General features: G+C 74.7%; 20 protein-coding genes and 1 riboswitch. Of the genes, 5 read left to right on the top strand and 15 right to left on the bottom strand.

The window, feature by feature from the left end; all coding sequences use genetic code 11:
* Nucleotides 1–21 precede the first annotated feature (21 nt).
* The 4 genes from E8D34_RS06720 to E8D34_RS06705 all read right to left on the bottom strand — a co-directional run bounded on the left by E8D34_RS06720 (nucleotide 22) and on the right by E8D34_RS06705 (nucleotide 4830).
* Nucleotides 22–738, bottom strand: a complete 717-nt coding sequence (locus E8D34_RS06720; protein WP_136593844.1) for a GNAT family protein — start codon at nucleotides 736–738, stop codon at nucleotides 22–24.
* A 67-nt stretch (nucleotides 739–805) separates the two neighbouring features.
* Nucleotides 806–1831 (bottom strand): hypothetical protein, encoded by a 1026-nt coding sequence (locus E8D34_RS06715; RefSeq protein WP_136593843.1) that lies wholly within the window; start codon nucleotides 1829–1831, stop codon nucleotides 806–808.
* A complete protein-coding gene (gene ilvD, locus E8D34_RS06710; RefSeq protein ID WP_136593842.1) occupies nucleotides 1828–3675 on the bottom strand; it encodes a dihydroxy-acid dehydratase in 1848 nt (615 codons plus the stop codon). Before ilvD ends, E8D34_RS06715 begins: the two co-directional genes overlap by 4 nt.
* Nucleotides 3676–3747: 72 nt before the next feature.
* A complete protein-coding gene (locus E8D34_RS06705) occupies nucleotides 3748–4830 on the bottom strand; it encodes an exo-alpha-sialidase (protein WP_136593841.1) in 1083 nt (360 codons plus the stop codon).
* 218 nt (nucleotides 4831–5048) lie between these two features.
* Here E8D34_RS06705 and E8D34_RS06700 point away from each other — a divergent pair, with 218 nt between their 5' ends.
* From E8D34_RS06700 to E8D34_RS06685, 4 genes are all read left to right on the top strand, one after another.
* Nucleotides 5049–5942 carry an EamA family transporter gene (locus E8D34_RS06700; protein WP_240771177.1) on the top strand — a complete coding sequence of 298 codons (894 nt, stop codon included), beginning with the start codon at nucleotides 5049–5051 and terminating at the stop codon, nucleotides 5940–5942.
* A 216-nt stretch (nucleotides 5943–6158) separates the two neighbouring features.
* The gene (locus E8D34_RS06695; protein ID WP_136593840.1) at nucleotides 6159–6353 is read left to right on the top strand and encodes a hypothetical protein; all 195 of its coding nucleotides are present in this window, start codon (nucleotides 6159–6161) and stop codon (nucleotides 6351–6353) included.
* A 100-nt stretch (nucleotides 6354–6453) separates the two neighbouring features.
* A complete protein-coding gene (locus tag E8D34_RS06690) occupies nucleotides 6454–7368 on the top strand; it encodes an alpha/beta hydrolase (RefSeq protein WP_136593839.1) in 915 nt (304 codons plus the stop codon).
* The gene (locus E8D34_RS06685; RefSeq protein ID WP_136593838.1) at nucleotides 7369–8580 is read left to right on the top strand and encodes a PQQ-dependent sugar dehydrogenase; all 1212 of its coding nucleotides are present in this window, start codon (nucleotides 7369–7371) and stop codon (nucleotides 8578–8580) included. It begins immediately after the preceding gene.
* A gap of 87 nt (nucleotides 8581–8667) precedes the next feature.
* Here the strand turns inward: E8D34_RS06685 and E8D34_RS06680 are convergent, their stop codons facing one another.
* The 9 genes from E8D34_RS06680 to gatC form a co-directional block, all read right to left on the bottom strand.
* A complete protein-coding gene (locus tag E8D34_RS06680; protein WP_240771176.1) occupies nucleotides 8668–9489 on the bottom strand; it encodes an ECF transporter S component in 822 nt (273 codons plus the stop codon).
* Complete coding sequence (locus E8D34_RS06675; RefSeq protein WP_136593837.1) at nucleotides 9486–11153, bottom strand: ABC transporter ATP-binding protein; 1668 nt, start codon at nucleotides 11151–11153, stop codon at nucleotides 9486–9488. The genes E8D34_RS06680 and E8D34_RS06675 overlap by 4 nt, the downstream gene beginning before the upstream one ends.
* The gene (locus E8D34_RS06670) at nucleotides 11150–12289 is read right to left on the bottom strand and encodes an energy-coupling factor transporter transmembrane component T (RefSeq protein ID WP_136593836.1); all 1140 of its coding nucleotides are present in this window, start codon (nucleotides 12287–12289) and stop codon (nucleotides 11150–11152) included. Before E8D34_RS06670 ends, E8D34_RS06675 begins: the two co-directional genes overlap by 4 nt.
* The gene (locus E8D34_RS06665) at nucleotides 12286–12918 is read right to left on the bottom strand and encodes a hypothetical protein (protein ID WP_136593835.1); all 633 of its coding nucleotides are present in this window, start codon (nucleotides 12916–12918) and stop codon (nucleotides 12286–12288) included. Before E8D34_RS06665 ends, E8D34_RS06670 begins: the two co-directional genes overlap by 4 nt.
* Before the next feature lie 11 nt (nucleotides 12919–12929).
* The gene (locus E8D34_RS06660; protein WP_136593834.1) at nucleotides 12930–14072 is read right to left on the bottom strand and encodes a hypothetical protein; all 1143 of its coding nucleotides are present in this window, start codon (nucleotides 14070–14072) and stop codon (nucleotides 12930–12932) included.
* 70 nt (nucleotides 14073–14142) lie between these two features.
* A riboswitch (cobalamin riboswitch) is annotated at nucleotides 14143–14258 on the bottom strand.
* A gap of 122 nt (nucleotides 14259–14380) precedes the next feature.
* Nucleotides 14381–15937 (bottom strand): hypothetical protein, encoded by a 1557-nt coding sequence (locus tag E8D34_RS06655; protein WP_136593833.1) that lies wholly within the window; start codon nucleotides 15935–15937, stop codon nucleotides 14381–14383.
* Between the two features lie 208 nt (nucleotides 15938–16145).
* Entirely contained in the window at nucleotides 16146–17648 is a 1503-nt protein-coding gene (gene gatB, locus E8D34_RS06650; RefSeq protein WP_136593832.1) for an Asp-tRNA(Asn)/Glu-tRNA(Gln) amidotransferase subunit GatB, read from the bottom strand.
* The gene (gatA, locus tag E8D34_RS06645; protein ID WP_136593831.1) at nucleotides 17645–19162 is read right to left on the bottom strand and encodes an Asp-tRNA(Asn)/Glu-tRNA(Gln) amidotransferase subunit GatA; all 1518 of its coding nucleotides are present in this window, start codon (nucleotides 19160–19162) and stop codon (nucleotides 17645–17647) included. The genes gatB and gatA overlap by 4 nt, the downstream gene beginning before the upstream one ends.
* A gap of 2 nt (nucleotides 19163–19164) precedes the next feature.
* Nucleotides 19165–19479 (bottom strand): Asp-tRNA(Asn)/Glu-tRNA(Gln) amidotransferase subunit GatC, encoded by a 315-nt coding sequence (gene gatC, locus E8D34_RS06640; protein ID WP_136593830.1) that lies wholly within the window; start codon nucleotides 19477–19479, stop codon nucleotides 19165–19167.
* Between the two features lie 188 nt (nucleotides 19480–19667).
* Here gatC and E8D34_RS06635 point away from each other — a divergent pair, with 188 nt between their 5' ends.
* Nucleotides 19668–21209: an amino acid permease gene (locus E8D34_RS06635; protein WP_240771175.1), complete on the top strand. Its 1542-nt coding sequence runs from the start codon at nucleotides 19668–19670 to the stop codon at nucleotides 21207–21209.
* Nucleotides 21210–21236: 27 nt separating this feature from the next.
* Here the strand turns inward: E8D34_RS06635 and E8D34_RS06630 are convergent, their stop codons facing one another.
* Both E8D34_RS06630 and E8D34_RS06625 read right to left on the bottom strand, forming a co-directional pair.
* On the bottom strand, nucleotides 21237–21989 hold the full coding sequence (locus E8D34_RS06630) for a cache domain-containing protein (protein ID WP_136593829.1): 753 nt from the start codon (nucleotides 21987–21989) through the stop codon (nucleotides 21237–21239).
* Complete coding sequence (locus E8D34_RS06625; RefSeq protein ID WP_206056586.1) at nucleotides 21986–22729, bottom strand: GntR family transcriptional regulator; 744 nt, start codon at nucleotides 22727–22729, stop codon at nucleotides 21986–21988. The genes E8D34_RS06630 and E8D34_RS06625 overlap by 4 nt, the downstream gene beginning before the upstream one ends.
* Nucleotides 22730–22890 lie beyond the last annotated feature (161 nt).

Raw genomic sequence — 22890 nt, 5'->3', positions numbered from 1 at the left:
GCCTGCCACCTATGTCCCCGCTCAGGGCCGGATCGAGGCGGTCGCCTCGCTGAGCGCGGCGCGCTGCCGGCCCCGGTCGTCGAAGTTCGCCGGGTCCAGCCACCGCTCGTGGGCCGCGCGCACGGCCGGCCACTCCGCGTCGGTGACCGAGAACCAGTCGGTGTCGCGGTTGCGGCCCTTGACCACCAGGTGGTTCCGGAACCGGCCCTCGTAGGCGAACCCCAGGCGCGCCGCGGCGCGCCGGGACGGCTCGTTGAGGCTGTCGCACTTCCACTCGAAGCGGCGGTAGCCGAGGTCGTCGAAGGCGTGGCGCATCAGCAGGTGGATCGCCTCGGTCGCCGCGGCAGTGCGCTGGAGCACCCGGGACAGGAGGATCCCGCCGACCTCGATCTGGCCGTGCGCGGGCTCCACCCGCAGGTACGACGCGATGCCGGCCGCCGTGCCCGCGGCCGGGCCCGTGGTCGGCACCAGCGCGAAGGTGACGTCGGTCGGCGAGCCGAGGACCCCGGCCAGGTGCATCCACAGGGTGGGCAGGCTGGTCGGCCGATCGACGGGCCGGTAGGTCCACAGGTCGTCGTCGCCGTCGCCGCAGGTGGCGGCGTACAGGTCGGAGTAGCGGGCTGAGGTGAGCGGCTCGACCCGGACGTGCACGCCGGCCAGGGTGACCGGCTCGGGCCGGGGCCGGGGCTGCCAGCCGGGCACGGGGGCGCCGACGGGCGGGGTGATCGGGTGGCTCACGGGCTTCCCTCCTGGCTGGTGCCGGCTGGCTCGTCGTGACCGGCTGGTGGTGGCTGGCTGGCTGGTGTCACTGGTAGGAGACGAACCGGACCCGGGGGCGGACGGCGGCGACGTCGCGGGGCCGCATCAGCCGGCTGTCCTCGTCGTAGAAGAGCTTGAACCCCATCCGGAAGGTCCGCGGGCGGGCGACGGCGCGGTAAGTGTCCAGCTTCTGCCGGGGCGTGCCGAAGCCGTCGACGTGCTGGACGAGGGCGAGCCCGTCGCGGGCGCGGACCCGCTCGGCGTCCGGCAGCATCGAGGTCCGGAACTGGTGCACCACCAGCAGCTTCTCCGGCAGGTCGCGACGCACCACCATCGCCGACAACCAGGCCGAGACCCGGTTCACCTCGGCCGCGCGCACCGAGCCGAGCACCCGGCCGGGGACCTGGTGGCGGCCCATCCGCCACTCCGGGTCCAGCGCCAGGCCGACGTGCGGCTGCCGCAGCGCCCACGCCCACCGGCGGGCCACCCGCTCGAAGTCGCCGCGGCCGGGCTGCACGTCGAGCAGGACCAGCGCGCCGTGCCGGCCCGCGGCGTCCAGGTAGCGGCGTACCGCGGCGCGGCGGAGGTCGTGGTTGAAGTCGCCGTCGCGTCCCGGGTGGGCGTCGGCGATGGTGACGATCAGCTCGTAGACCGGCTGCACCTCGCCGGCGGGACCCGCGAACGGCCGCGCGGCGCGGACCAGGCGCCGGTGGGAGGCGTCCGGGTCACGCTCGCCGAGCACGCCGAGCGCCCCGGTGCCGGCGGTGCCGTAGTAGGCGACCAGCGTGCGACCGGGGGCGAAGATCCGCTCGCTGCGCCAGCGCGGGCCGGCGGCGGGCCGGGCCAGGTCGCCGGCGGGGTCCGTGGCGGGATCCTCGCCGGGCTGCCCGTCGCCGGTGCCGCCGTCGGCGTACGCGCTGCCGGTGCTCGCCGGTGCGTCGGCGACCCGTGTCACCCGGCCGCGCTCCTCACCCAGCCGCACCGCGAGCGCGGTCAGCAGGACCGCCGCGATGGCGAGGTAGGCGAGGAAGGCGCCGGTGGTTCCTTCGAGGGCCCGAGGGCGTGCGCTCACTCCGGGACGCGTCGGTAGGCGCCGTCGGAGGCCGCGGTGGCCATCGACGCGTAGGCCCGCAGCGCCGCGGAGACCGGGCGCTGCCGGTCCATGGGCGTGTAGGGCCGGTCGCGCTTCTCCTGCGCCGCACGGCGCTCGGCGATCACCAGGTCGTCGACCTCGAGGCGGATCGCTCGGTTCGGGATGTCGATGAAGATCGGGTCACCGTCCTCGATCAGCGCGATCAGGCCGCCGCCGGCCGCCTCGGGCGAGATGTGCCCGATGGAGAGCCCGCTGGTGCCGCCGGAGAACCGGCCGTCGGTGATCAGGGCGCAGGCCTGGCCCAGGCCCCGACCCTTGAGGAACGAGGTCGGGTAGAGCATCTCCTGCATGCCGGGGCCGCCCTTGGGGCCCTCGTAGCGGATCACCACGACGTCGCCGGCCTCCACCGAGCGGTCCAGGATGCCCTGCACCGCGTCGTCCTGGGACTCGTAGACCTTGGCGGTGCCGCGGAAGACCAGGCACTCGTCGGGCACGCCGGCCGTCTTCACCACGCACCCGTCGGGGGCGATGTTGCCGGAGAGGATCGCCAGTCCGCCGTCGGCGGAGTAGGCGTGCTCCAGGTCGCGGATGCAGCCCTCGGCGGCGTCGGTGTCGAGCGTCGACCAGACGTTCTCCGTGGAGAACGGCTCGGTGGTGCGCACACCGCCGGGCGCGGCGAGGAACAGGTCGAGGGCCTGCTGGCTCGCCGTACCGCTGCGGATGTCCCACTCCCCCAGCCACTCCTCGACGCCTGCCGAGTGGACCGAGTGGACGTCGGTGTTCAGCACGCCGCCGCGGTGCAGCTCGCCCAGCAGCGCCGGGATGCCGCCGGCGCGGTGGACGTCCTCCATGTGGTACTTCGGGCTGTTCGGGGCGACCTTCGCCAGGCACGGCACCCGGCGGGAGATCGCGTCGATGTCGTGCACCGAGAAGTCCAGCTCGGCCTCGCGGGCCGCGGCGAGCAGGTGCAGCACCGTGTTGGTGGAGCCGCCCATCGCGACGTCCAGCGCGACGGCGTTCTCGAACGCGGGGCGGGTGGCGATCGCGCGAGGCAGCACGGACTCGTCCTCGCCGTCGTAGTACCGCTTGGCGAGGTCGACGACCAGGCGGCCGGCCTCGAGGAACAGGTCCTTGCGCGCGGCGTGGGTGGCCAGCGTGGAGCCGTTGCCGGGCAGCGAGAGGCCGATCGCCTCGGTCAGGCAGTTCATCGAGTTCGCCGTGAACATGCCCGAGCAGGAGCCGCAGGTCGGGCACGCGGAGCGCTCGATGGTGTCCAGCTGCTCGTCGGTGACCGCGTCGTTGGCGGCGGCGACCATCGCGTCGACCAGGTCGAGCTTCTCGTGGACGATGCCCTCGATGGCGACCGTCTTGCCGGCCTCCATCGGACCGCCGGAGACGAAGACGGTCGGGATGTTCAGCCGCAGCGCGGCGAGCAGCATGCCGGGCGTGATCTTGTCGCAGTTGGAGATGCAGACCAGCGCGTCGGCGCAGTGCGCCTGCACCATGTACTCCACCGCGTCGGCGATCAGCTCGCGGCTGGGCAGCGAGTAGAGCATCCCGCCGTGGCCCATCGCGATGCCGTCGTCCACGGCGATCGTGTTGAACTCCTTGGCCACGCCGCCGGCCTCGACCACCGACCCGGCGACCAGCTTGCCCATGTCGCGCAGGTGCACGTGGCCGGGCACGAACTCGGTGAAGGAGTTCGCGATCGCCACGATCGGCTTGCCGAAGTCGGAGTCGGTCATCCCGGTGGCGCGCCACAGGGCGCGCGCGCCGGCCATGTTGCGGCCCTGGGTGGACGTCGCGGAGCGGAGGATCGGCATGGGGCAAGGCTACGCCGGTCGGGCGCGTGCGGAGGTCGCGGGCCGTGGCATGGAACGGGGTGGGGCCGCGGCTCAGACCACCCCCACCTTCAACGACATCACGTCCGGAAGGTCCGACACGATCTCGGTGAACGACTCGCCGTCGTCGGTCGACGCCCACACCGCCCCGTTGCGCCCGCCCAGGTAGAGCCCGGCCGGGTCGTGGGAGTCCATGCACATCGCGTCGCGCATGACGGCGACGTAGCAGGGGTCGGGCAGCCCGGCGTCGTACGGCGTCCACGACTCCCCCGCGTCGTCGCTGCGCCACACCCGGGCCTTCGCCTCGGGCGGGTAGCGGCCGGCGCCGCCGCCCAGCGGGAAGACGTAGACGGTGTCGGGGCGGTGCGGGTGCACGACCACCGGGAACCCGAAGTCGCTGGGCAGTCCGTCGGCGATCGAGGTCCACGAGCCGCCCTCGTCGTCGGAGCGGTAGACCCCGCCGTGGTTCTGCAGGAACAGCCGCTCGGGTCGGCTCGGGTGCCGGGTCACCTTGTGCACGCACTGGCCGAACTCGGGGTACTGCTGCCCCTCCGGCAGGAAGTCGGCCCGGATCCCCTTGTTGCGCGGCTCCCAGGTCTGCCCTCCGTCCAGGGTCTGGTAGACGCCGCCGGTGGAGATCGCGACCGTCACCGACTCCGGGTCGGTGGGGTGCGGCAGGATCGTGTGGAACGCCTGACCGCCGAAGCCGGCGCCCCACTGCCCGCGGTGCGGGTGGTTCCAGAGCCCCTCCACCAGTGCGAAGGTCTCCCCGCGGTCCTCGGAGCGCCAGACCGCACCGGGCTCCGTGCCTGCCCAGACGACGCCGTCGCCCGTGCCGGGGACGATCTGCCAGATCCGCTCCACGCTCGCGCCGGCCCCGTCGGGGAACCTCACCCCGCCGCCCGGGGTCTCCTGCCAGGTGGCGCCGAGGTCGTCGGACCAGCGCACCTGCGGGCCGAGCCACATCGAGGAGGCGCCGGCGAAGATCCGCGGCGGGCCCTCGCCGCGGGCGTCGACCAGGCCGGAGTACACCTCCTCCATGTCGTGGTGGGGTCCGCTGAACTCCCAGGTGGCGCGGTCCTCGGACCGCCCCACCCACTGCCCCTTGCGCGTGCCGACCAACAGGACCGTGGTCATCCTCGTCCTCACTTCCGCGGAGGCGTCGCTCCGCCGTCACCGACCGGATCAAGGTGTGGACCCGCGCGCGGGTCCGAACTCATCGCCCCCAGCATCGTGGCACCCACCGACACCCACCGCCAGGCCAGCGTCAGGCCACCACCGGTCCACCACCGGGCCGTACGCCGACCGCCCCGCCCCGTGGCAGCGCGGACCCTCCCGACCCCTAGATTGGCCCGGTGCCAGCGCCGTCGATCCCGTCCCGTGCCGGCGCCCCACCCCTCGGGGTGTCGGTGGGGTTGGTGCTCCTCGGCATCGCCTCGGTGCAGCTGGGCGCCGGCGTCGCCAAGAACCTCTTCGACGAGGTCGCGCCGACCACCATCGTCTGGCTCCGCCTGGCCACCAGCTCGCTGATCCTGGTGGTGCTGGCCCGGCCCCGGCTGCGCGGGCGCAGCCGGGAGGAGTGGTGGACCGTGCTGGGCTTCGGCGCGGCGCTGGGCACCATGAACTGGGCGATCTACCAGTCGTTCTCGCGGATCCCGATCGGCGTCGCGGTCACCTTCGAGTTCGCCGGGCCGCTGCTGCTCGCGGCGGCCGGCTTCCGTCGCGGCCGGGACCTGGCGTGGGTGGCGCTGGCCGGCCTCGGGGTGGTGCTGCTCGGCGCCGAGCGGGAGGGCCTGGACCCGGTCGGTGTCGCGTTCGCGCTGCTCGCCGGCGCCGCCTGGGCCGCCTACATCCTGCTCAGCGCCCGCACCGGGCGATTGTGGCCCGGGCTGGACGGCCTCGCCGTGGCGAGCGTGGTGGCCACCCTGCTGATCGCCCCGGCGCTGGCCACGATCGGGGGTGGGGAGCTGTCCAGCACCCGGATCCTGCTGCTCGGCGCGGCCGTCGGACTGCTCAGCTCGGTGGTCCCCTACAGCGCCGAGCTGGTCGCGCTGCGCCGGCTGCCGGCGGCCACCTTCGGCGTGCTGATGAGCCTGGAGCCCGCCGCCGCGGCGCTCGTGGGGCTGGTCGTCGTCGGCGAGGACCTCCAGCCCGCGCAGTGGCTGGCCATCGGGTGCGTGGTGGCGGCGAGCATCGGCGCGACCCGCGCCGCGGCGCCGGGGGTTCCGGCCGCGCCGGCCCCCGACTGAGCCTCCCCGGCTCCCCCGCCCCGCGAGCCCGCCCCCGCGAGGCCGCCCCCGCGAGCCACGCTGAGCCGGGATTCACCCCGATGTCACGCGCCGGTGACCTTCTTCCCCGCGCCCGGCGGCTAACGTGGGCCGCGCTCCCACACGCCCATGACGCCATCGCTCGAAAGCCTCTCGATGTCCCTCATGCCCCGTGCCCTGACACGGCTCGGTCGACGCGTGCTCGAATGGCCGACCACCGCCCAGGAGCAGGCCCGCCGCAACGCGATGGTCGCCGCGACCGCCTGCGCCGAGCGCCGCGCCGACCGCGAGGAGGTGGAGCGCTTCCTCACCGCTCGAGGTGAGGGGCCCGCGGCACCCACCCCGCCGGAGGTCGCGGAGCGCGACGACGACGCCTCCGCCCGGCACGCCTGACCGCCCCCGGCAGCCGCCCCGGCACCCGTCCCCGGGACCCCGCGCCGTCCGGCGCGTGAGTTCCCACCGCGACGGCCGCCCACTCGGGCACAATCGGCGCATGTCGCCGTCCGCCGCCCGCGAAGCCGAGCGCGCCTCCCTCTCCTTCCACGACATCCTCTCCGACGACGGGACCCACCTGCGGGCCTGGACCAACGACCCCGACGGCACCATCGACGGGCCGACGGTGGTGCTCTGCAACGGGCTCGGCACCAACCCGCACCTGTGGCCGGCGCTGCTGCGGCCCGACTGCGGCGTACGGGTGGTCTCCTGGTACCACCGCGGCGTCGGCGGCTCGGAGCGCCCTCGCGACCCGAGCCACGTCCGGATCGAGCACTTCGTCGAGGACGGGCTCTCGGTGATGGACCACTTCGACCTCGACCGTGCGGTGCTGATGGGCTGGTCGATGGGCGTGAACACGATGTTCGAGCTGGCCTACCGCAACCCCGAGCGGGTGCGCGGGCTGTTCGCCGTGTGCGGCGTCCCCGGCGACACCTTCGCCACGATGCTCGGCCCGCTGCACCTGCCGCACCCCGTGGCGCGCGCGATCACCGTGAACGTGTGCCGCGCCGGCAAGTATCTCGGCTGGGCGCTGACGCCCGTCGCCCGGCGGATCCCGGTCGGCCGGCGCACGATCGCCCTGCTGAGCCACAGCGGCTTCATGCTGCCGGTCGCCGACCCCGAGGCGGCGGCCGCCGGGGTCGCGGAGTTCCTGACCACCCCCGTCGACTGGTACGCCCGGCTGGCGCTGGGCACCTCCGAGCACGCCCGGGTCTCGCTGCGCTCGGTCAACGTGCCCGCGCGCTTCGTCGCCGCGACGTACGACGTGCTGGCCGGCGCGCGCGACATGGCCACCGCCTCGGTGCGGATGGCCGACGCCGACTACTTCGAGTTCCCCAACACCCACTTCCTCCCGCTCGAGCGCCCCGACGAGGTCCACGAGCTGCTGCTGGACTTCCTGGGGCAGGTGGACTGAGTGGGCCGCCGCCGCGTCGCAGCGCTGCTGCTGGCACCTTCGCTGGCCGGTCTGACCGGCCTGAGCGGCTGCAGCCAGGGCGGGAACGAGACCACTGTCGTGGTCTCCCCCGACCTGACCGCCCCGCCGAGCGACCCCGGGAGCGACGACTCCTCGGCGAGCGCCTCCGCCCCCACCGAGACCGCCACCGACTCAGAGACCGACGCCGGCAGCCCGCGGTTCGAGGCCGACGGGGTGCCCGACGTCGTCGGCACCGTGGCCACCGGGCTGCAGGCGCCGTGGGGGCTCGACTTCCTCCCCGACGGCCGGGCGGTGGTGACCGAGCGGGACACGGCCCGGGTGCTGGTGGTGGCGCCCGACGACAGCGGCAGCGGCGAGGGCACCGTGACCGAGGTCGGCACGATCCCCGAGGCCTCCCCGCGCGGCGAGGCGGGCCTGCTCGGCGTCGCCGTGTCGCCGCGGTTCGACCGGGACCGCGCCCTGTACTTCTACGTCTGCACCGCCGAGGACAACCGGGTCGTCCGCGCCACGCTGCGCGGCGACCGGCTCGGGGAGCCCCGCCCGGTGCTCACCGGCATCCCGGACGGGTTCATCCACGACGGCGGCCGGCTGGCGTTCGGCCCCGACGGCTACCTGTACGTCAGTACCGGCGAGACCGGCGAGCCCTCGCTGGCCCGCGACCGCGACTCCTACGCCGGCAAGATCCTGCGGATCACCACCGACGGCGACCCCGCCCCGGGCAACCCGTTCGGCACCGCGGTCTGGTCCTGGGGGCACCGCAACGTCGAGGGGCTCGCCTTCGACGACCGGGGCCGGCTGTGGGCCTCGGAGTTCGGGCAGGACACCGCCGACGAGCTGAACCGGATCGTGGCCGGCGAGGACTACGGCTGGCCGGTGGTCGAGGGCGCCGGCGGCCCGGCGGAGTACGCCGCCCCCGCCCTCACCTGGAGCACCGACGAGGCCTCGCCGGCGGGGCTGGCGTTCACCGACGGGCACCTGTGGATGGCCGCGCTGCGGGGACAGCGACTCTGGCGGATCGACGTCTCCGGCAACCGGGCGAGCGACCCGACGGCGTACCTGGTCGGCGAGTACGGGCGGCTGCGCACCGTCGCCGTCGCCCCGGACGGCAGGCTCTGGCTGGCCACCAGCAACCGCGACGGTCGTGGCGAGCCCGCCGACGGCGACGACCGGATCCTGCTGATCGACCCCTGACGCTGGTCGGCGCCACGCGCGTCGTCACATGCATTCTGGCCCCCAGATCGGCAGATTTCGGGGCCAGAATGCATGTGACGACGCGACTCAGCGAGCCCCGGCCGGCTCGGCGCGGACCACCCGCGCCTTCCGCGCCGCGCGGCGCAGCGTGGTCAGCACCGCCGGCCCGAGCAGCGCGATCGCCAGCGCGTTGGTGATCGCCCGCCCGGTGTCCCAGCCGGCTGTCGAGGTCAGCAGGGTGTAGACGAGGAACCGGTGCAGGTTCTCCAGCACCGGCGCCCCGGGGACGTAGGAGAGCCCGGAGGCCTCCTGGCCCGGCACCTGGATGCCGGCGATGAACGGCCAGCCCCACATGTTCATCAGGAGGCCGTAGGCGTACGCCGCGACGATGCCGTAGACCACCAGCATCACGATCTCCCGGCGTCCCCGGACGGACCGCGGCAGCAGGCCCGCGCCCATCCCGACCCAGGCGGCCACCAGCATCTGGAACGGCAGCCACGGCCCGACCCCCGCGGTCAGCAGGGCGGAGGCGAACAACGACGTGCAGCCGAGCACGAACCCGAAGCCGGCGCCGAACACCCGCCCGCCGAGGATCAGCAGGAAGAAGACCAGCTCCAGGCCGGCGGTGCCGGCGCTGGCGACCCGGAGCACGGCGTTCACCGCGCTCAGCACGCCGAGCACGGCCAGCACCCGGGAGTCCATCCCGCCCTCGCTCATCTCGGCGAGGACCACGGCCAGGATCACCGGCATCAGCACCAGGAACAGGAACGGCGGGTCCACCCGGTCGCTGCTCCCGGGATCCACCTGCAGCAGCAGCGGCCAGAAGAGCATCAGCAGGCCGATCAGGGAGGCCAGGCCGAGGACCGTCCGCGAGCGCAGCCGCAGGGGTACGGCGGTCGGCGCCGTCACCGGACCGCCTCCCCCGCCAGCGCGGCGGCCACCTGGTCGACGTCCAGCCAGCCCGGGCCGAGCACCTTGGTCACCTGGGGGGCGAACGCCGGCGACTCGCCGACCCCCTGGGCGACCGGACCGTCGGAGACCACCTCGCCCTCGGCCAGGACCACGAGGTCGTCGGCGACCTGGGCCACGAACTCCACGTCGTGGGTGGCCACCAGGACCGTCCGCCCCGCGCCCGGCTCGGCGGCGAGGTCGCGCAGCATCGCCGCCAGGGCGTGCTTGGCCGGGTAGTCCAGGCCCCGGGTGGGCTCGTCGAGCAGCAGCACCGAGGGGCGGGCGGTGAGCACGATCGCCACCGCCAGCGCCAGCCGCTGCCCCTCGGAGAGGTCCCGGGGGTGGCGCTCGGGGTCGATGCCGGGCGCGAGCCGGTCGAGCACGTCGCGGCAGGTGCCCGCCGCGGCCGCCGCCGACTCGTCCGCGGCGGCGCACTCCTCGGCCACGGTCTCCAGGTAGAGCAGGTCGGCCGGGCTCTGCGGCACCAGTCCGGTGGTGGCGCGCCGCTGCTCCGGCTTCAGGGTCGCCGGCTCGGCGCCGGCCACGCGCACGGTCCCCGAGGACGGGGTGTGGCGCCCCTGGAGGGTCCACATCAGGCTCGACTTGCCGGCGCCGTTGCGCCCCATCAGGGCCGTCACGGCGCCCGGGCGCAGGGCCAGGTCCACGCCCCGCAGCGCCGGGGTGCGACCGTGCGCCAGCACCAGACGGCGTACGTCGACGCTGGGTGCAGCCTCCCCTCCGACGCCGGCGGCGAGCCGGGCCGCTGGAGCCGCGGGCGTGCCGATCCGTTGCCGCAGCCCGGCGGCGCGGCGCCGGGCGTCCCGGACGGTCAACGGCAGCGGGTCCCAGCCGGCGAGCCGGCCGAGCTCCACGATCGGCGGGGCGATCGGCGAGTCGCGGAGCACCTCCTCGGGCGCGCCGACGCGCAGCGTGCCCGGTCGGGCGGGGTCGCCGCCGAGCAGGCAGAGCCGGTCGGCGAACGGGACCACCCGTTCGAGCCGGTGCTCGGCCACGAGCACCGAGACGCCCAGGTCGTGGACGAGCCGGGTCAGCGTGGCCAGCACGTCCTCGGCGGCCGTCGGGTCGAGCGCCGAGGTCGGCTCGTCGAGCACCAGGAGCCGCGGGTGCGCGGTGAGCACGGAGCCGATCGCCACCCGCTGCTGCTGCCCGCCGGAGAGGGTGCGCAGGTCGCGGTGGCGCAGGTCGGCGATGCCGAGCAGGTCGAGCGTCTCCTCGACGCGCCGGCGCATCGTGGCCGGCGGCAGGCCGAGCTGCTCCATCCCGAAGGCGAGCTCCTCCTCGACGGTGTCGGTGACGAACCAGGCGGCCGGGTTCTGGCCGACGTAGCCGACCACGTGCGCCCGGTCGCGGGCGGGCAGGTCGACCACGCTGCGCCCGTCCACCAGCACGTCCCCGCTGAGGGTGCCGCCGGTGAAGGAGGGCACCAGGCCGGCGACGACACCGAGCAGGCTGGATTTGCCGACCCCGGTGGGGCCGGCCAGCACCACCAGCTCGCCGTCCTCGATGGTGAGGTCGACGGCGTCCAGCACGGGGGCCGCACCGGGGCCGGCGGGGGCATCCGGGTCGTCGTAGGCGAGGGTGATCGCGCGCAGCTCGATCATCGGGCGGCCACCGCCTCACGGGCCGCGACCGCGGGCGAGGCGAGCGCCACGTCCTCCCGGCGTCGGGCGGTCGGCGGCGGGGGCGCCACCCAGATCGGGAGCAGGCCGACCAGCACGACCGCCAGCGCCGCCGGGGTCACGGTGGGCCACCCCAGTACGCCGGGGTGCGCCACGGCCGCGTCCCAGCGCTGGACCGCCCACAGCCCGGCGCCCGCGGCCAGCCCGGAGGCGGCGACGAGCAGCTCGGGCAGCGCCCACCGGTCGGGCCGGTAGCGGGTGCGGCGCACCCGGCGGCCGGCGGTCAGGAATCCCGCGACGGCCGCCGCGGTGCCCAGCGCCAGCATCGGCAGCGCCAGCACGCGGGGCGCGGTGGCGTCGAGGAAGGCGTAGGTGCCGACGCAGACGCCGAGCAGCCCGAGCAGCATCAGCGCGCCCGTGCTCCGCCGCTGCCACGCCGTGGCCTCGCCGGTGCGGCCGTAGCCGCGGGCGTCCATGCCTGCGGCCAGCGCCAGCGACCGGTCGAAGGCGTCCTCGAGGATCGGCACCAGCAGCCGGCGCAGGTTGCGGATCCGCCGGAACCGGCCCCGGGGGCCGCCCCGCAGCTGCTGCGCGGCCCGCACCCGGCGGGCGCTCTCGGAGAGCTGCGGTACGACGGTGATCGCGACGGTCATCGCGGTGCCGATCTCGTACAGCGCCGGGGGCAGCGACTTCATCAGCCGCTTGGGGTTGGCCAGCGCGTTGGCGGCGCCGACGGCGATCAGCAGCGTGGCCAGCCGCAGGCCGTCGTACAGGGCGGAGAGCAGCTCCTCCCGGGTGAACGGGCCGAGCAGGCTGATCCCCGCCGCGACGTCGGGCAGCGGGATCTCCGGCAGCGTGAACAGCACGTGCCCGGGGGCGTCGCCGCCGAAGACGACCCGGAACACCACCCGCACCGCGACCACGACCGCGCCCAGCCACAGGTAGAGCCGGAAGGAGCGCGACCACGGCTGGTCGCCGCGGCAGGCGAGCACGGTCAGGCAGACCACCGCCAGCAGCGGCAGCAGCAGGGACGGGTTGGTCGTGGACGAGGCGCCCACGGCCAGTCCGACGGCCCAGGTCCACCAGGCCACCGGGTGCAGGTCGCGCGGGATCCTCACCGGCGTCGCCTCCGAACCACCTGCGTCGCGGCCCCGGCCAGGACCGCCGTCGCGCCGGCGACCGCCCACCACGGAACCCCGGAGGAGGCGTTCAGCTCCTCGTTGACGAGCACCTCGCCCCGCGGCTGCGGATCGACCGACGGGGTGGGTCCGGCGGCGTCGGACGTGCCCGCCCCAGCCCCGGCGGGCGGAGCCACGTCCGGGGGCGTCGCCGAGCCGTCGCCCTGGTGCCAGGCCCAGCCGACCGCGCCGCCGGACGGAACCTCCAGCGAGGTCACGCCCAGCGTCGCGTAGGCCCAGCCGGTGGTCCCCGCGGACCACCACAGGCTCCAGTACGCGTCGCCGTCGAAGCAGGGCCCGGTGGCGGGCTCGCCGGCCACCCGGCACACGAAGCCGGGTTGCTGCGGCAGGAACTCCATCGCCACGCCCGCGGCGTCGAAGGCGTCCGCGGCGCTGCCGGGCTCCACGCAGGAGGTCAGGTCCTCCCCGCCGAGCTCGTTGAAGTCGACGACCACCAGCACACCGTCGCACGCCGCCGGCGCCGCCGGCGCCGCCCCCGCGGCGGACGCGGCCGCCACGGGGAGGCTCGCGCCCGCCGCCAGAGCGGCAGCCAGCAGTGTGCGCCTCATCGCCGGTCCGCTCAGGCGGCCGGGCAGGCCGCCGCGGCGTCCTCGGGCGCGGTGAGCAGGCCCGGCAGCGCCTGCGCGGTCGCCAGGCGCCACTGGTACGACGAGGCCGCGGTGATGCCGTCCTGGGTCGCGCCGGTCACCGCCGCGTCGTCGTACGCGATCGCCCCGCTGGCGTCGGCGAGGGCGCCGGCGCAGTCGTCGCCGACCTGGTGCGCCCGCAGCCAGCCGGCAGCCGCGGCCGCCGCCTCGTCCTCGCCCGCCTGCGCCAGCGCGCGGGCGGCGAGGCCGGTGCTGTTGGCGTTCGCCGGCAGGTCGGCGCCACCCTCGAACGAGCCGTCGTCGGCCTGGGCGCCGACCAGGTAGGCCACGGCGGCCTCGAGCGCGGTCGCCAGGTCCTCGTCGTCGGCGGCCACGTCGCCGAGCAGGAGCACGGCGAGCGCGGTCGCGTCCACCGACGCGGTGCCCCCGTCGCCGTCGCAGGACTGGTCCTTCGCCTTGGGCTTGGAGAAGTCCTGGCGGAAGAAGCCGTCGGCGCACTGCTGCAGCAGCAGGAAGTCGGTGGCCGCGGCCGCCTCGGCGGCACCGGCGCCGGCCAGCCCGCGGACCGCCCAGGCCTGGCCCAGGGAGTTGGCGAAGTCGCCGTACTGGCTCTTGTCGCTGGTCCGCCCGGACTCGTCGATGCGGCCGAGCAGCGTGCCGAGCGCGTCGAAGCCGTCGAGGTCGGACGGGTCGTCGCCGTTGTCCGTGGCGAGTGCGACCAGCTTGCCCGCGTTGCCCGCCCAGACGTCCTGGTCCGGCGCCGCGTACTCCTGGGCGTGGGCGTAGACCGCCTCGGTCATCGCGTCGACGTCCGCGTCGTGACCACCGACCGCCTCCAGCGAGTAGATCGCGTCGACGGTGCCGCCGTAGTCCGGCGCGTCGTACTCCTCGTTGACCAGGACGCCGTCGGTCAGCTGGCCCGCGAACCAGGCCGCGGCGGCGCCGGCGGCGGCCTCGCCGGCGGCGGTCGACGTGGCGGTCGTCGTGGCGGTCGACGACTCGGATCCCGCGTCGGCGCCCTCGCTCCCGGAGTCCGAGCCGCAGCCGACGAGGGCGACGGCGAGGGCGGCGGTGGCGAGGGTCGCGCCGGTACGGCGCAGGGTGGGCGTGTGCATGGTTCCTTCCCGCTGCACGCATGCGGGGTCGACCGCGGTCGATGACCCGCTGCAGTTCCACGACAGCGTTGGTGTCAGGACGACCTGTGGAAGGTGCTCCGGCTCGCCGCCACGGAGGGCGGCCTACGGTTGCGGGTCAGCGCCGGACTTCGACCGGCTTCCCCCGCCACAGGCGTGATTGATGGATTCGGCGCGATCCTACGCCGTCGGCGCACCGATCCCCGACCGCGCCCGGATGGCGGCCGGCTCGGCCGTGCCCGAGATCACGCCGAGCCGCCAGGGATCTCCTGCCGGCCCGGCGTGCCGGGTCACCGGCGCACGCGGAAGGTGGTGCGGCCCGCGCGGTCGGCGAAGTGTCCGCGGGCGGTCACCTTCTTCGTGCCCACCGCACGACCCACCTTGAACGTCGCGACGAAGACGCCCCTGCGGTTCGCGGTGCCCTTGCCGACGACCTTCTTGCCGTACTTCACCCGGACGTTCTCGCCGAACCTGAGTCCGAGCACCCGCACCTTCTGGCGGGCGCCGACCTCGACCGAGGCCGCGCGCTTGACGGCGAGCCGGGTCGACCCCAGGGAGATGAACGTACTCGCCGCGTCGGTGCCGTCCAGTCGGGCGGCGTCGCGGCGGGTCTCGTCCGGGAGCGCCACCCGGGTGGTCGGGGCGAGGCCACCGACCACCAGCGCCCGCGCCTTCGCCTTCTCGACGACCACGCACGCGCGCTCGCCCGTGGCCAGCCCGGTGGTGCGCAGGGTCACCTTCCCGCCGCCGTTGGCGAAGCGCGGCGCGGTGACGACCGGGGTGCCCCGGTCGTTGGGGACCCAGGCCAGGGCCGGGAAGGTCTGCGCGGTGGTGCGCAGCCAGTCGCGCCGGTTGCCGGCGCCGACGCCGGCCGCGAGGTCGCTGTCGTCGCGGGCGACGGCGCCGACCTGCGCCGCCGCGGAGGTCTCGCAGGCGAGGTCAGCGACCTGGTGGCCGCGGAGCCAGGCGGCGGCCGCGGTGGCGGCCGTCGACTCGTCGGCCTCGTGCAGCGCGGACGCCGCGAGGCCGGTGCTCACGGCGTTCACCCCGGCGCCCCCGTCGAAGCCGCCCCGATCGCCGCCCGTGCTGATCTGCTCCGCCAGCAGCCACTCCACCCCGTCGTCGACGGCGGGGCCGACGGTGGCGCCGAGTTCGGGGTGGTCCACCAGCGGCGTCAGCGCCCGGACGGCCCGGGCCGTGGTGTCGACGTCGGAGCTGCAGGCGCCGCCGGTGCCGGCGCCCCAGCCGTGGTCGCCGCAGCGCTGGTCGAGCAGCGCCGCGACGGCGGGGCCGTAGGCGCCGGGGTCGACGCTGTCCGGGGCGGCGCTGTCGACCGCGTTGAACGCCCCCACCACCCGGGCCTGGGCGTCACTGGCGCCGACCGTCCCGTCGCCGTCGAGGACGAGGATCTCGAGCTCGTCGAGCAGGTTGGTCCCGTCGACGTCCAGGGAGCCGCCGAGGGTGGAGTAGAAGGAGACGGCCCGGGCGACCCGCGCGGGGTCGAGGTCCGCACCGCCGGCCCAGTCGAGGACGGCGCCGTCGACCCCGTTCTTGATCGGGTCCAGGAAGTCCAGGGCGGCACCGGTCTCCAGGATGCCGATCCCGGCGTCGATCGTCGCGCCGACGTCGGTGCTCGCGCCGCCGTCGGGGCTGAGGAGCTGTCCCTCCTCCGGGTCCCCGGTCAGCCGGTCGGTGAGCCAGGTGGCCGCGGCACTGACCTGGGCGTTGACCTCCGGGTCGGCGGCGGCGTGCGCCGGGGACGCAGGGGGGACGGCGGTGACAGCGAGCGCGGCGAGCGCGCCGGCAGCGAGGGTCGGACCGCTTCGACGGAGGATGGGCTGGTGCATGGTTCCTTCCCGCTGCACGCGGCGCGGGGTCACGGGAGATCCACGCACACCGACCAGCGCCCCCGCCACGGATGTGTTGAACAGGTGGGTCCGCGATCCTACGCAGATCGCGGCCCGGCATTCCGTGAGTCGGCGGAAACAGCCGGCGGGGCCGCCGGGATTCCCTCCCGGCGGCCCCGCTGTCAGCTCCTCCCGAGGCGCGGTCGGGTCAGGCGAGCTTCTCCAGGATCAGCTCGCGCACCCGCCCGGCGTCGGCCTGGCCGCGCATCTCCTTCATCACGGCGCCGATCAGCGCGCCGGCCGCGGCCACCTTGCCGTCGCGGATCTTGTCCGCGACGTCGGGGTTGGCGGCGATCGCGTTGTCGACGGCGGCCGAGAGCGCGCCGTCGTCGGAGACGATCTCGAGGCCGCGCGCGGCCACGATCTCCTCCGGCGTGCCCTCGCCGGCGACGAGGCCGTCGAAGACCTGGCGGGCCAGCTTGTCGTTGATCGTGCCGGCGTCGACCAGCGCCTGGACGGCCGCGACCTGCGCCGGGCTCACGCCGACCGCGGTGAGCTCGACACCGGCGTCGTTGGCACGGCGGGCGAGCTCGGAGAGCCACCACTTGCGGGCCGCCTGCGGCGCCGCACCCGCGGCGACGGTCTCCTCGACGAGGGACAGCGCGCCGGCACCGATGGTGTCGCGCATCTCCAGGTCGGAGAAGCCCCACTCGCCCTGCAGCCGGGCCCGCTTCTGGGCGGGGTTCTCGGGCAGCGTGGCGCGCAGCTCCTCGACCCACTCCCGCGAGGGGGCGACCGGCACGAGGTCGGGCTCGGGGAAGTAGCGGTAGTCCTCGGCGTCCGACTTGGGGCGCCCGGGGCTGGTGCTCCCGTCGTCCTCGTGGAAGTGCCGGGTCTCCTGCAGGATCGAGCCGCCCGCGTTCAGGACGCCGGCGTGCCGCGACATCTCGAACCGGACCGCCCGCTCGACGGACCGCAGCGAGTTCACGTTCTTGGTCTCGGTGCGGGTGCCCAGCTTCTCGGAGCCCTTCGGGGCCAGCGAGAGGTTCACGTCGGCGCGCATCGAGCCCTGGTCCATCCGGGCGTCGGAGACGTCGAGGGCCACGATCAGGTCGCGCAGCTGCGAGACGTAGGCACGCGCCACCTCGGGCGCCTTCTCCCCCGCGCCGAGGATCGGCTTGGTGACGATCTCGATCAGGGGGATGCCGGCCCGGTTGTAGTCGACCAGCGAGTAGTCGGCGCCGTGGATGCGACCGGTGGCGCCACCGATGTGGGTGGTCTTGCCGGTGTCCTCCTCCATGTGCGCGCGCTCGATGCCGACCCGGTAGGTCTCGCCGTCGACCTCCACGTCGAGGAAGCCGTCGAAGGCGATCGGCTCGTCGTACTGGGAGGTCTGGAAGTTCTTCGGCATGTCCGGGTAGAAGTAGTTCTTCCGGGCGAAGCGGCACCACTCGGCGATCTGGCAGTTCAGCGCCAAGCCGATCCGGATCGCGGACTCCACGGCCTTGCCGTTCACCACCGGCATCGCGCCGGGGAGGCCGAGGCAGGTCGGGCAGACCTGGGTGTTCGGCTCGGCGCCGAAGGCGGTCGGGCAGCCGCAGAACATCTTGGTCGCGGTGTGCAGCTCGACGTGGACCTCGATGCCCATCGCGGGGTCGTAGGTCGCGACGACCTCGTCGAAGTCGACCAGCTCGGGCTTCGTGGCGGTCATGCCTGCACCTCCGGCAGCTTGTCCAGGATGGGGCCGCCGGCGGCGGCGGTGACGGCGGCCTCGAGCGCGGCGCCGACCCGGTAGAGCCGGTCGTCGGCGAGCGCGGGCGCCAGGATCTGGAAGCCGACCGGCAGGCCGTCCTCCTCCGCGAGCCCGACCGGCACCGAGATGCCGGGGACGCCGGCCAGGTTGGCCGGGATCGTCGCGAGGTCGTTGAGGTACATCGCGATCGGGTCGTCCAGCTTGTCCCCGAGCGGGAACGCCGTGGTCGGGGCGGTCGGCGAGACCAGCACGTCGACCTGCTCGTACGCCGCCTCGAAGTCACGGCTGATCAGCGTCCGCACCTTCTGGGCCTGCCCGTAGTAGGCGTCGTAGTAGCCGCTGGACAGCGCGTAGGTGCCGATGATGATCCGGCGCTTGACCTCATCGCCGAACCCGGCGTCGCGGGTCGCCTTCATGACGTCCTCGGCGCTCGGGTCGCCCTCGGGGGTGACCCGCAGGCCGTAGCGCATCGCGTCGAACTTGGCGAGGTTCGAGGAGGCCTCGGCCGGCAGGATCAGGTAGTAGGTCGCCAGCGCGTGCACGAAGCTCGGGCAGGAGACCTCGACGACCTCGGCGCCGGCCTTGGTGAGCAGGTCGACCGACTCGGCGAACCGGGCCATCACGCCGGGCTGCCAACCCTCGCCGGACAGCTCCTTGATCACGCCGACCCTGAGGCCGCTGAGGTCGCCGGCCGCACCCTGCCGGGCCGCGGCGACCAGGTCGCCCACGGGGGCGTCGACCGAGGTGGAGTCCAGCGGGTCGTGGCCGCCGATCAGCTCGTGCAGCAGCGCGGAGTCGAGCACGGTCCGGGTCACCGGGCCGACCTGGTCCAGGCTGTTGGCCAGCGCGACCAGGCCGTAGCGGGAGACGCCGCCGTAGGTCGGCTTCACCCCGACCGTGCCGGTGACGGCACCGGGCTGGCGGATCGATCCGCCGGTGTCGGTGCCGAGCGCCAGCGGGGCCTCGAACGCCGCCACCGCGGCCGCGGAGCCGCCGCCGGAGCCGCCGGGGATCCGGGTCTGGTCCCACGGGTTGCGGGTCGGGCCGTACGCCGAGTGCTCGGTGGAGGAGCCCATCGCGAACTCGTCCATGTTGGTCTTGCCCAGGATCGGCAGGCCCGCCGCCTTGATCTTGGCGACCACCGTGGCGTCGTACGGCGGGACCCAGCCCTCGAGGATCTTCGAGCCGCAGGTGGTCGGCAGGCCGGAGGTGGCCAGCACGTCCTTGACCGCGATCGGCACGCCGTCGAGCGGGTGCAGCGGCTCGCCGGCGGCGCGGCGGGCGTCGGACGCGGCGGCCTGGGCCAGCGCGCCCTCGGCGTCGACGTGCAGGAACGCGTGCACGCCGGCGGAGGCGTCGCCGTCGACGGCGGCGATCCGGTCCAGGTGGGCCTGGGTGATCGCGACCGAGGTGGTCTCGCCGGCGGCCAGCGCGTCGGCCAGCTCGGCGGCGGTCATGCGGATGAGGTCCATGGTCACTGCTCCTCCCCCAGGATCCGCGGCACGGAGAAGCGCTGCTCCTCGACGGCCGGGGCGCCCGACAGCGCCTGCTCGGCGGTGAGGCTCGGGCGGACGACGTCCTCGCGGAAGACGTTGGTCAGCGGGATCGGGTGGGAGGTGGGCGGCACGTCGTCGCCGGCCACGCCGCGGATCGCGGCGACCGACTCCAGGATCACCGCCAGCTGCGGGGCGAGGTGGTCCAGCTCGGCGTCGTCGAGATCGATCCTGGCGAGGTCGGCCAGGTGGGCCACGTCCTCGCGCGAGATCGCGGCGCGTTCGGTGTCAGGCATGAGCACCATCCTAGGGAGCGCGGGCCCGGATCAACGACCCGGCCGCCACCCGGGCGGGCAGCCTGCGAGGGCCGGGCCGCGAGGGCTCGAGCACGGCGAGCGGCGAAGGAGGGTCTAGGAGCCGGCGCCGATCTGTGGTGGAGTCGAGAGCACCGCCCCCGGCGTACCAGTCACGAGGGAGTGCCGCCGTGTCAGACCTGAAGTCGGACCTGAAGTCGGACCTGCTGCGGACCAAGAGCGTCGAGCAGTCGATCGCGGAGACCGACGAGCCCGAGCACCGCCTCAAGAAGGACCTCGAGGTGCTCGACCTCATCATCTTCGGAGTGGGCGTGATCATCGGCGCCGGGATCTTCGTGATCACCGGCACCGTCGCCGCCAGCAACGCGGGCCCGGCGATCACGATCTCCTTCGCCATCGCCGGCCTGGCCTGCGCCCTGGCCGCGCTCTGCTACGCCGAGTTCGCCTCGACGCTGCCGGTGGCCGGCAGCGCCTACACCTTCAGCTACGCCACGTTCGGGGAGCTCGTCGCCTGGACCATCGGGTGGGACCTGGTGCTGGAGTTCACGATCGGCTCCGCCGCGCTCGCCACCAGCTTCTCCGGCTACTACCAGGAGGTGACGCAGGGAACCTCGTTCGAGGTGCCCGCCCACCTGGGATCGGCCGCCAACGGGACCGTGGACCTGCCGGCGGTCGTGATCTCGCTGCTGGTGATGTGCGTGCTGATCCTCGGCATCAAGTTCTCCTCCTGGCTCAACCAGGTCATCGTCGCGATCAAGCTGATGGTCGTCGCCGCGGTGATCCTGTTCGGCGCGGCGTACGTCGACCCGGCGAACTACACGCCGTTCATCCCCCCGTCCCAGCCGGCCCCCGAGGGGTCGGGCGGCTTCCTGGACGCCACGCTGATCAGCACCCTGCTGGGCAGCGAGCCGGCGGTGTTCGGCATCGGCGGGGTGATCGCGGGCGCCTCGGTGGTCTTCTTCGCCTTCCTCGGGTTCGACATCGTGGCCACCACCGCGGAGGAGGCCCGCAACCCGCAGCGCGACATCCCGCGCGGCATCCTGGGCTCGCTGGCGATCGTGACGGTGCTCTACATCATGGTCAGCCTGGTGATCACCGGGATGCAGAGCTACACCGACATCGACCCGACCGACAGCGCCCCGCTGGCGACCGCGTTCGACGCCGTCGGCCTGGAGTTCATGGGCCGGCTGATCGCGATCGGGGCCTGCATCGGACTGATCGTGGTGGTGATGATCCTGATGCTCGGCCAGACCCGGGTGGGCTTCGCGATGGCGCGCGACGGCCTGCTGCCCGAGGGGCTGGCCCGGGTGCAGCCCACGCTGCGCACCCCCTGGCTGTTCACGCTGATCACCGGCGTCGCGGTGGCGACCATCAGCGGCCTGGTCGACCTGGAGACGCTCGCGCACCTGGTCAGCATCGGCACGCTGTTCGCCTTCGTGCTGGTCAGCATCGGCGTGGTGATCCTGCGCCGGCGCCGCCCCGACCTGCCCCGCTCGTTCCGGACGCCGGCCGTCTACGTGGTGGCGACGGCGTCGACCCTGCTGTGCTCCTACCTGATGCTCAACCTGACCGGCGGCACCTGGCTGCGGTTCCTCGCCTGGATGGCGCTCGGGCTGGTCGTCTACCTGCTGTACGGGCGCCAGCACTCGCGGCTGGCCCGCGCCGAGCGGAGCGGGGAGCCGATCGCGCCACGGTCCCCTGACCTGCCCTGACCAGCGGCGCCGGCGGCGCCTGCGCGCTCAGCCCCGCCCGGGGAGCGGTACGACGGCCAGCGGCGATCCGGGCACCGGCCGCCGCCACGGGAGGCCGGCGGCCCCCTCGGCCGCCTCGTCGACGAGGTCGCCGGGCAGGTGGTGCCCGCTGTTGCTGACCAGCACCCGCCCGTCCCGGTTGACCACGGCCAACCGCTGGCCGGCCCGGCGCAGCGCCGGCAGCAGCATCCGCTCGGCTCGGGGCACGGGGATGTCGGCACCGGCGACGCCGAGGAACCGGCCGTCGAGGAGGACCGGCGCGGTGAAGGTCAGGGTGTGCTCCTCGGTGCACAGGTAGTCGACGTAGGGCCCGGTGACGTGGCGCTCGCCGGTCTGGCGGGGCACCACGTACCAGGGCAGCACCTCGTAGTCGTAGAAGCCCATGCCGGCGGGGTCGGTCTGGGTGACCAGCCGCTGCGGCCGGCCGCCGGGGTCGCGGGCGAACCACTCCAGCCACCACCGGGTGTCGGCGAGGACGTCGACGCCGGCGACGTACCCGGCGCCCTGGATCGGCCCGTCGGGGTCGGTCAGGGCCGGGTCGACGATCGTGGCGACCACGCCGAGGTCCTCGCGGGTCACCCGGTCGCCCTGGCGCCACAGCGCCGCGACCGACTCCGCGATGCCCCCGACCAGGGTGAACGCGATCTCGGTCATCGCCACCGCGGCGTCCACCGCGGCGTCCACCGCGGCGTCGACCGCCGCGTCCGCGCGCCCGACGTCGTCGGGCTCCGTCCCGTTCATGCGTCCTCCGTCATCCGGTACTCGATCAGGCGGGCGGTGGCGTCAGCCACCCGGCCCTCGGCCGCCTCGCGGGCCCGGCCACGGTCGCGGGCGTCGATCGCCTCGACCATCTCGTGGCAGGCCTCGACGGTCCGCACATGGCTGGCGTCGTCGCCGGAGGCCAGCCAGAGCAGGGTGGCGAACTCGGCCTGCAGGCGAACCTCCTCGTGGTAGAGCCGGGTCGACTGGGTCGCCGCCGCGACCTCGACGAACAGGTGCGACTCGGCCCGACGCCGGGCGCCGGCGTCGGCGGCGTCGCGCAGGGCCGCGACCAGCCGGCGCAGCCGCTCGGTGTCCTCCGCGTTCGCCCGGCGGGCGGCCAGTGCCGCGCTGGCGCCCGAGATCGCGGCGTAGACATCGCCGAGGTCGCGCAGCTCACCCAGCGAGTGGCGCACCAGGCGGCGTCGGGTGAGCTCGGCCGCGCCGTCCTCGGGTGCGCGCACGAAGCTGCCGCCGCCGCGACCGCGACGGGTCTCGATCAGGCCGGCCGAGCGCAGCACGGAGAGCGCCTCGCGCACGGTCACGGTCGACACCCCGAACAGCGCGGCCAGGTCGAGCTCGCCGGGCAGCTGCTCGCCGTCGGGGAGCAGGCCGAGCGCGATCGCGTCGGTCAGGCGCTGGACGACGATCTCGGAGCGGCTCATCGACTCCAGCGGCCGGAACACCGCGGCCGCAGCCCGGCCGTAGAACGGGATGACCACCCCTACCTCCTCCGCCGATCGGCTCGTCGTGCCCGACCCCATCGTCGGGCATGGTCCGGCGGCGGCTCCCCGCGCCCCCGGGTTCCGCCCCCGGGCCGACCGGCCGAGAGCCACCCGGTCCCGGGAATCGTCACATTCCTGTAAACGCTGCAGAAGCCTAT

Source organism: Nocardioides sp. GY 10113 (assembly GCF_004919105.1).
Classification (GTDB): domain Bacteria; phylum Actinomycetota; class Actinomycetes; order Propionibacteriales; family Nocardioidaceae; genus Nocardioides.
The sequence above is the reverse complement of the archived record's forward strand: the minus strand, read 5'-3'. Positions and strand labels throughout refer to the sequence as shown.

Bases quoted from the DNA above. Each gene is read 5' to 3' on its own strand.
- ilvD (WP_136593842.1), bottom strand. From the start codon at position 3,675: ATGCCGATCCTCCGCTCCGCGACGTCCACCCAGGGCCGCAACATGGCC.
- E8D34_RS06705 (WP_136593841.1), bottom strand. From the start codon at position 4,830: ATGACCACGGTCCTGTTGGTCGGCACGCGCAAGGGGCAGTGGGTGGGG.
- E8D34_RS06690 (WP_136593839.1), top strand. From the start codon at position 6,454: ATGTCGCCGTCCGCCGCCCGCGAAGCCGAGCGCGCCTCCCTCTCCTTC.
- E8D34_RS06675 (WP_136593837.1), bottom strand. From the start codon at position 11,153: ATGATCGAGCTGCGCGCGATCACCCTCGCCTACGACGACCCGGATGCC.
- E8D34_RS06665 (WP_136593835.1), bottom strand. From the start codon at position 12,918: ATGAGGCGCACACTGCTGGCTGCCGCTCTGGCGGCGGGCGCGAGCCTC.
- E8D34_RS06660 (WP_136593834.1), bottom strand. From the start codon at position 14,072: ATGCACACGCCCACCCTGCGCCGTACCGGCGCGACCCTCGCCACCGCC.
- E8D34_RS06655 (WP_136593833.1), bottom strand. From the start codon at position 15,937: ATGCACCAGCCCATCCTCCGTCGAAGCGGTCCGACCCTCGCTGCCGGC.
- gatB (WP_136593832.1), bottom strand. From the start codon at position 17,648: ATGACCGCCACGAAGCCCGAGCTGGTCGACTTCGACGAGGTCGTCGCG.
- gatA (WP_136593831.1), bottom strand. From the start codon at position 19,162: ATGGACCTCATCCGCATGACCGCCGCCGAGCTGGCCGACGCGCTGGCC.
- gatC (WP_136593830.1), bottom strand. From the start codon at position 19,479: ATGCCTGACACCGAACGCGCCGCGATCTCGCGCGAGGACGTGGCCCAC.
- E8D34_RS06630 (WP_136593829.1), bottom strand. From the start codon at position 21,989: ATGAACGGGACGGAGCCCGACGACGTCGGGCGCGCGGACGCGGCGGTC.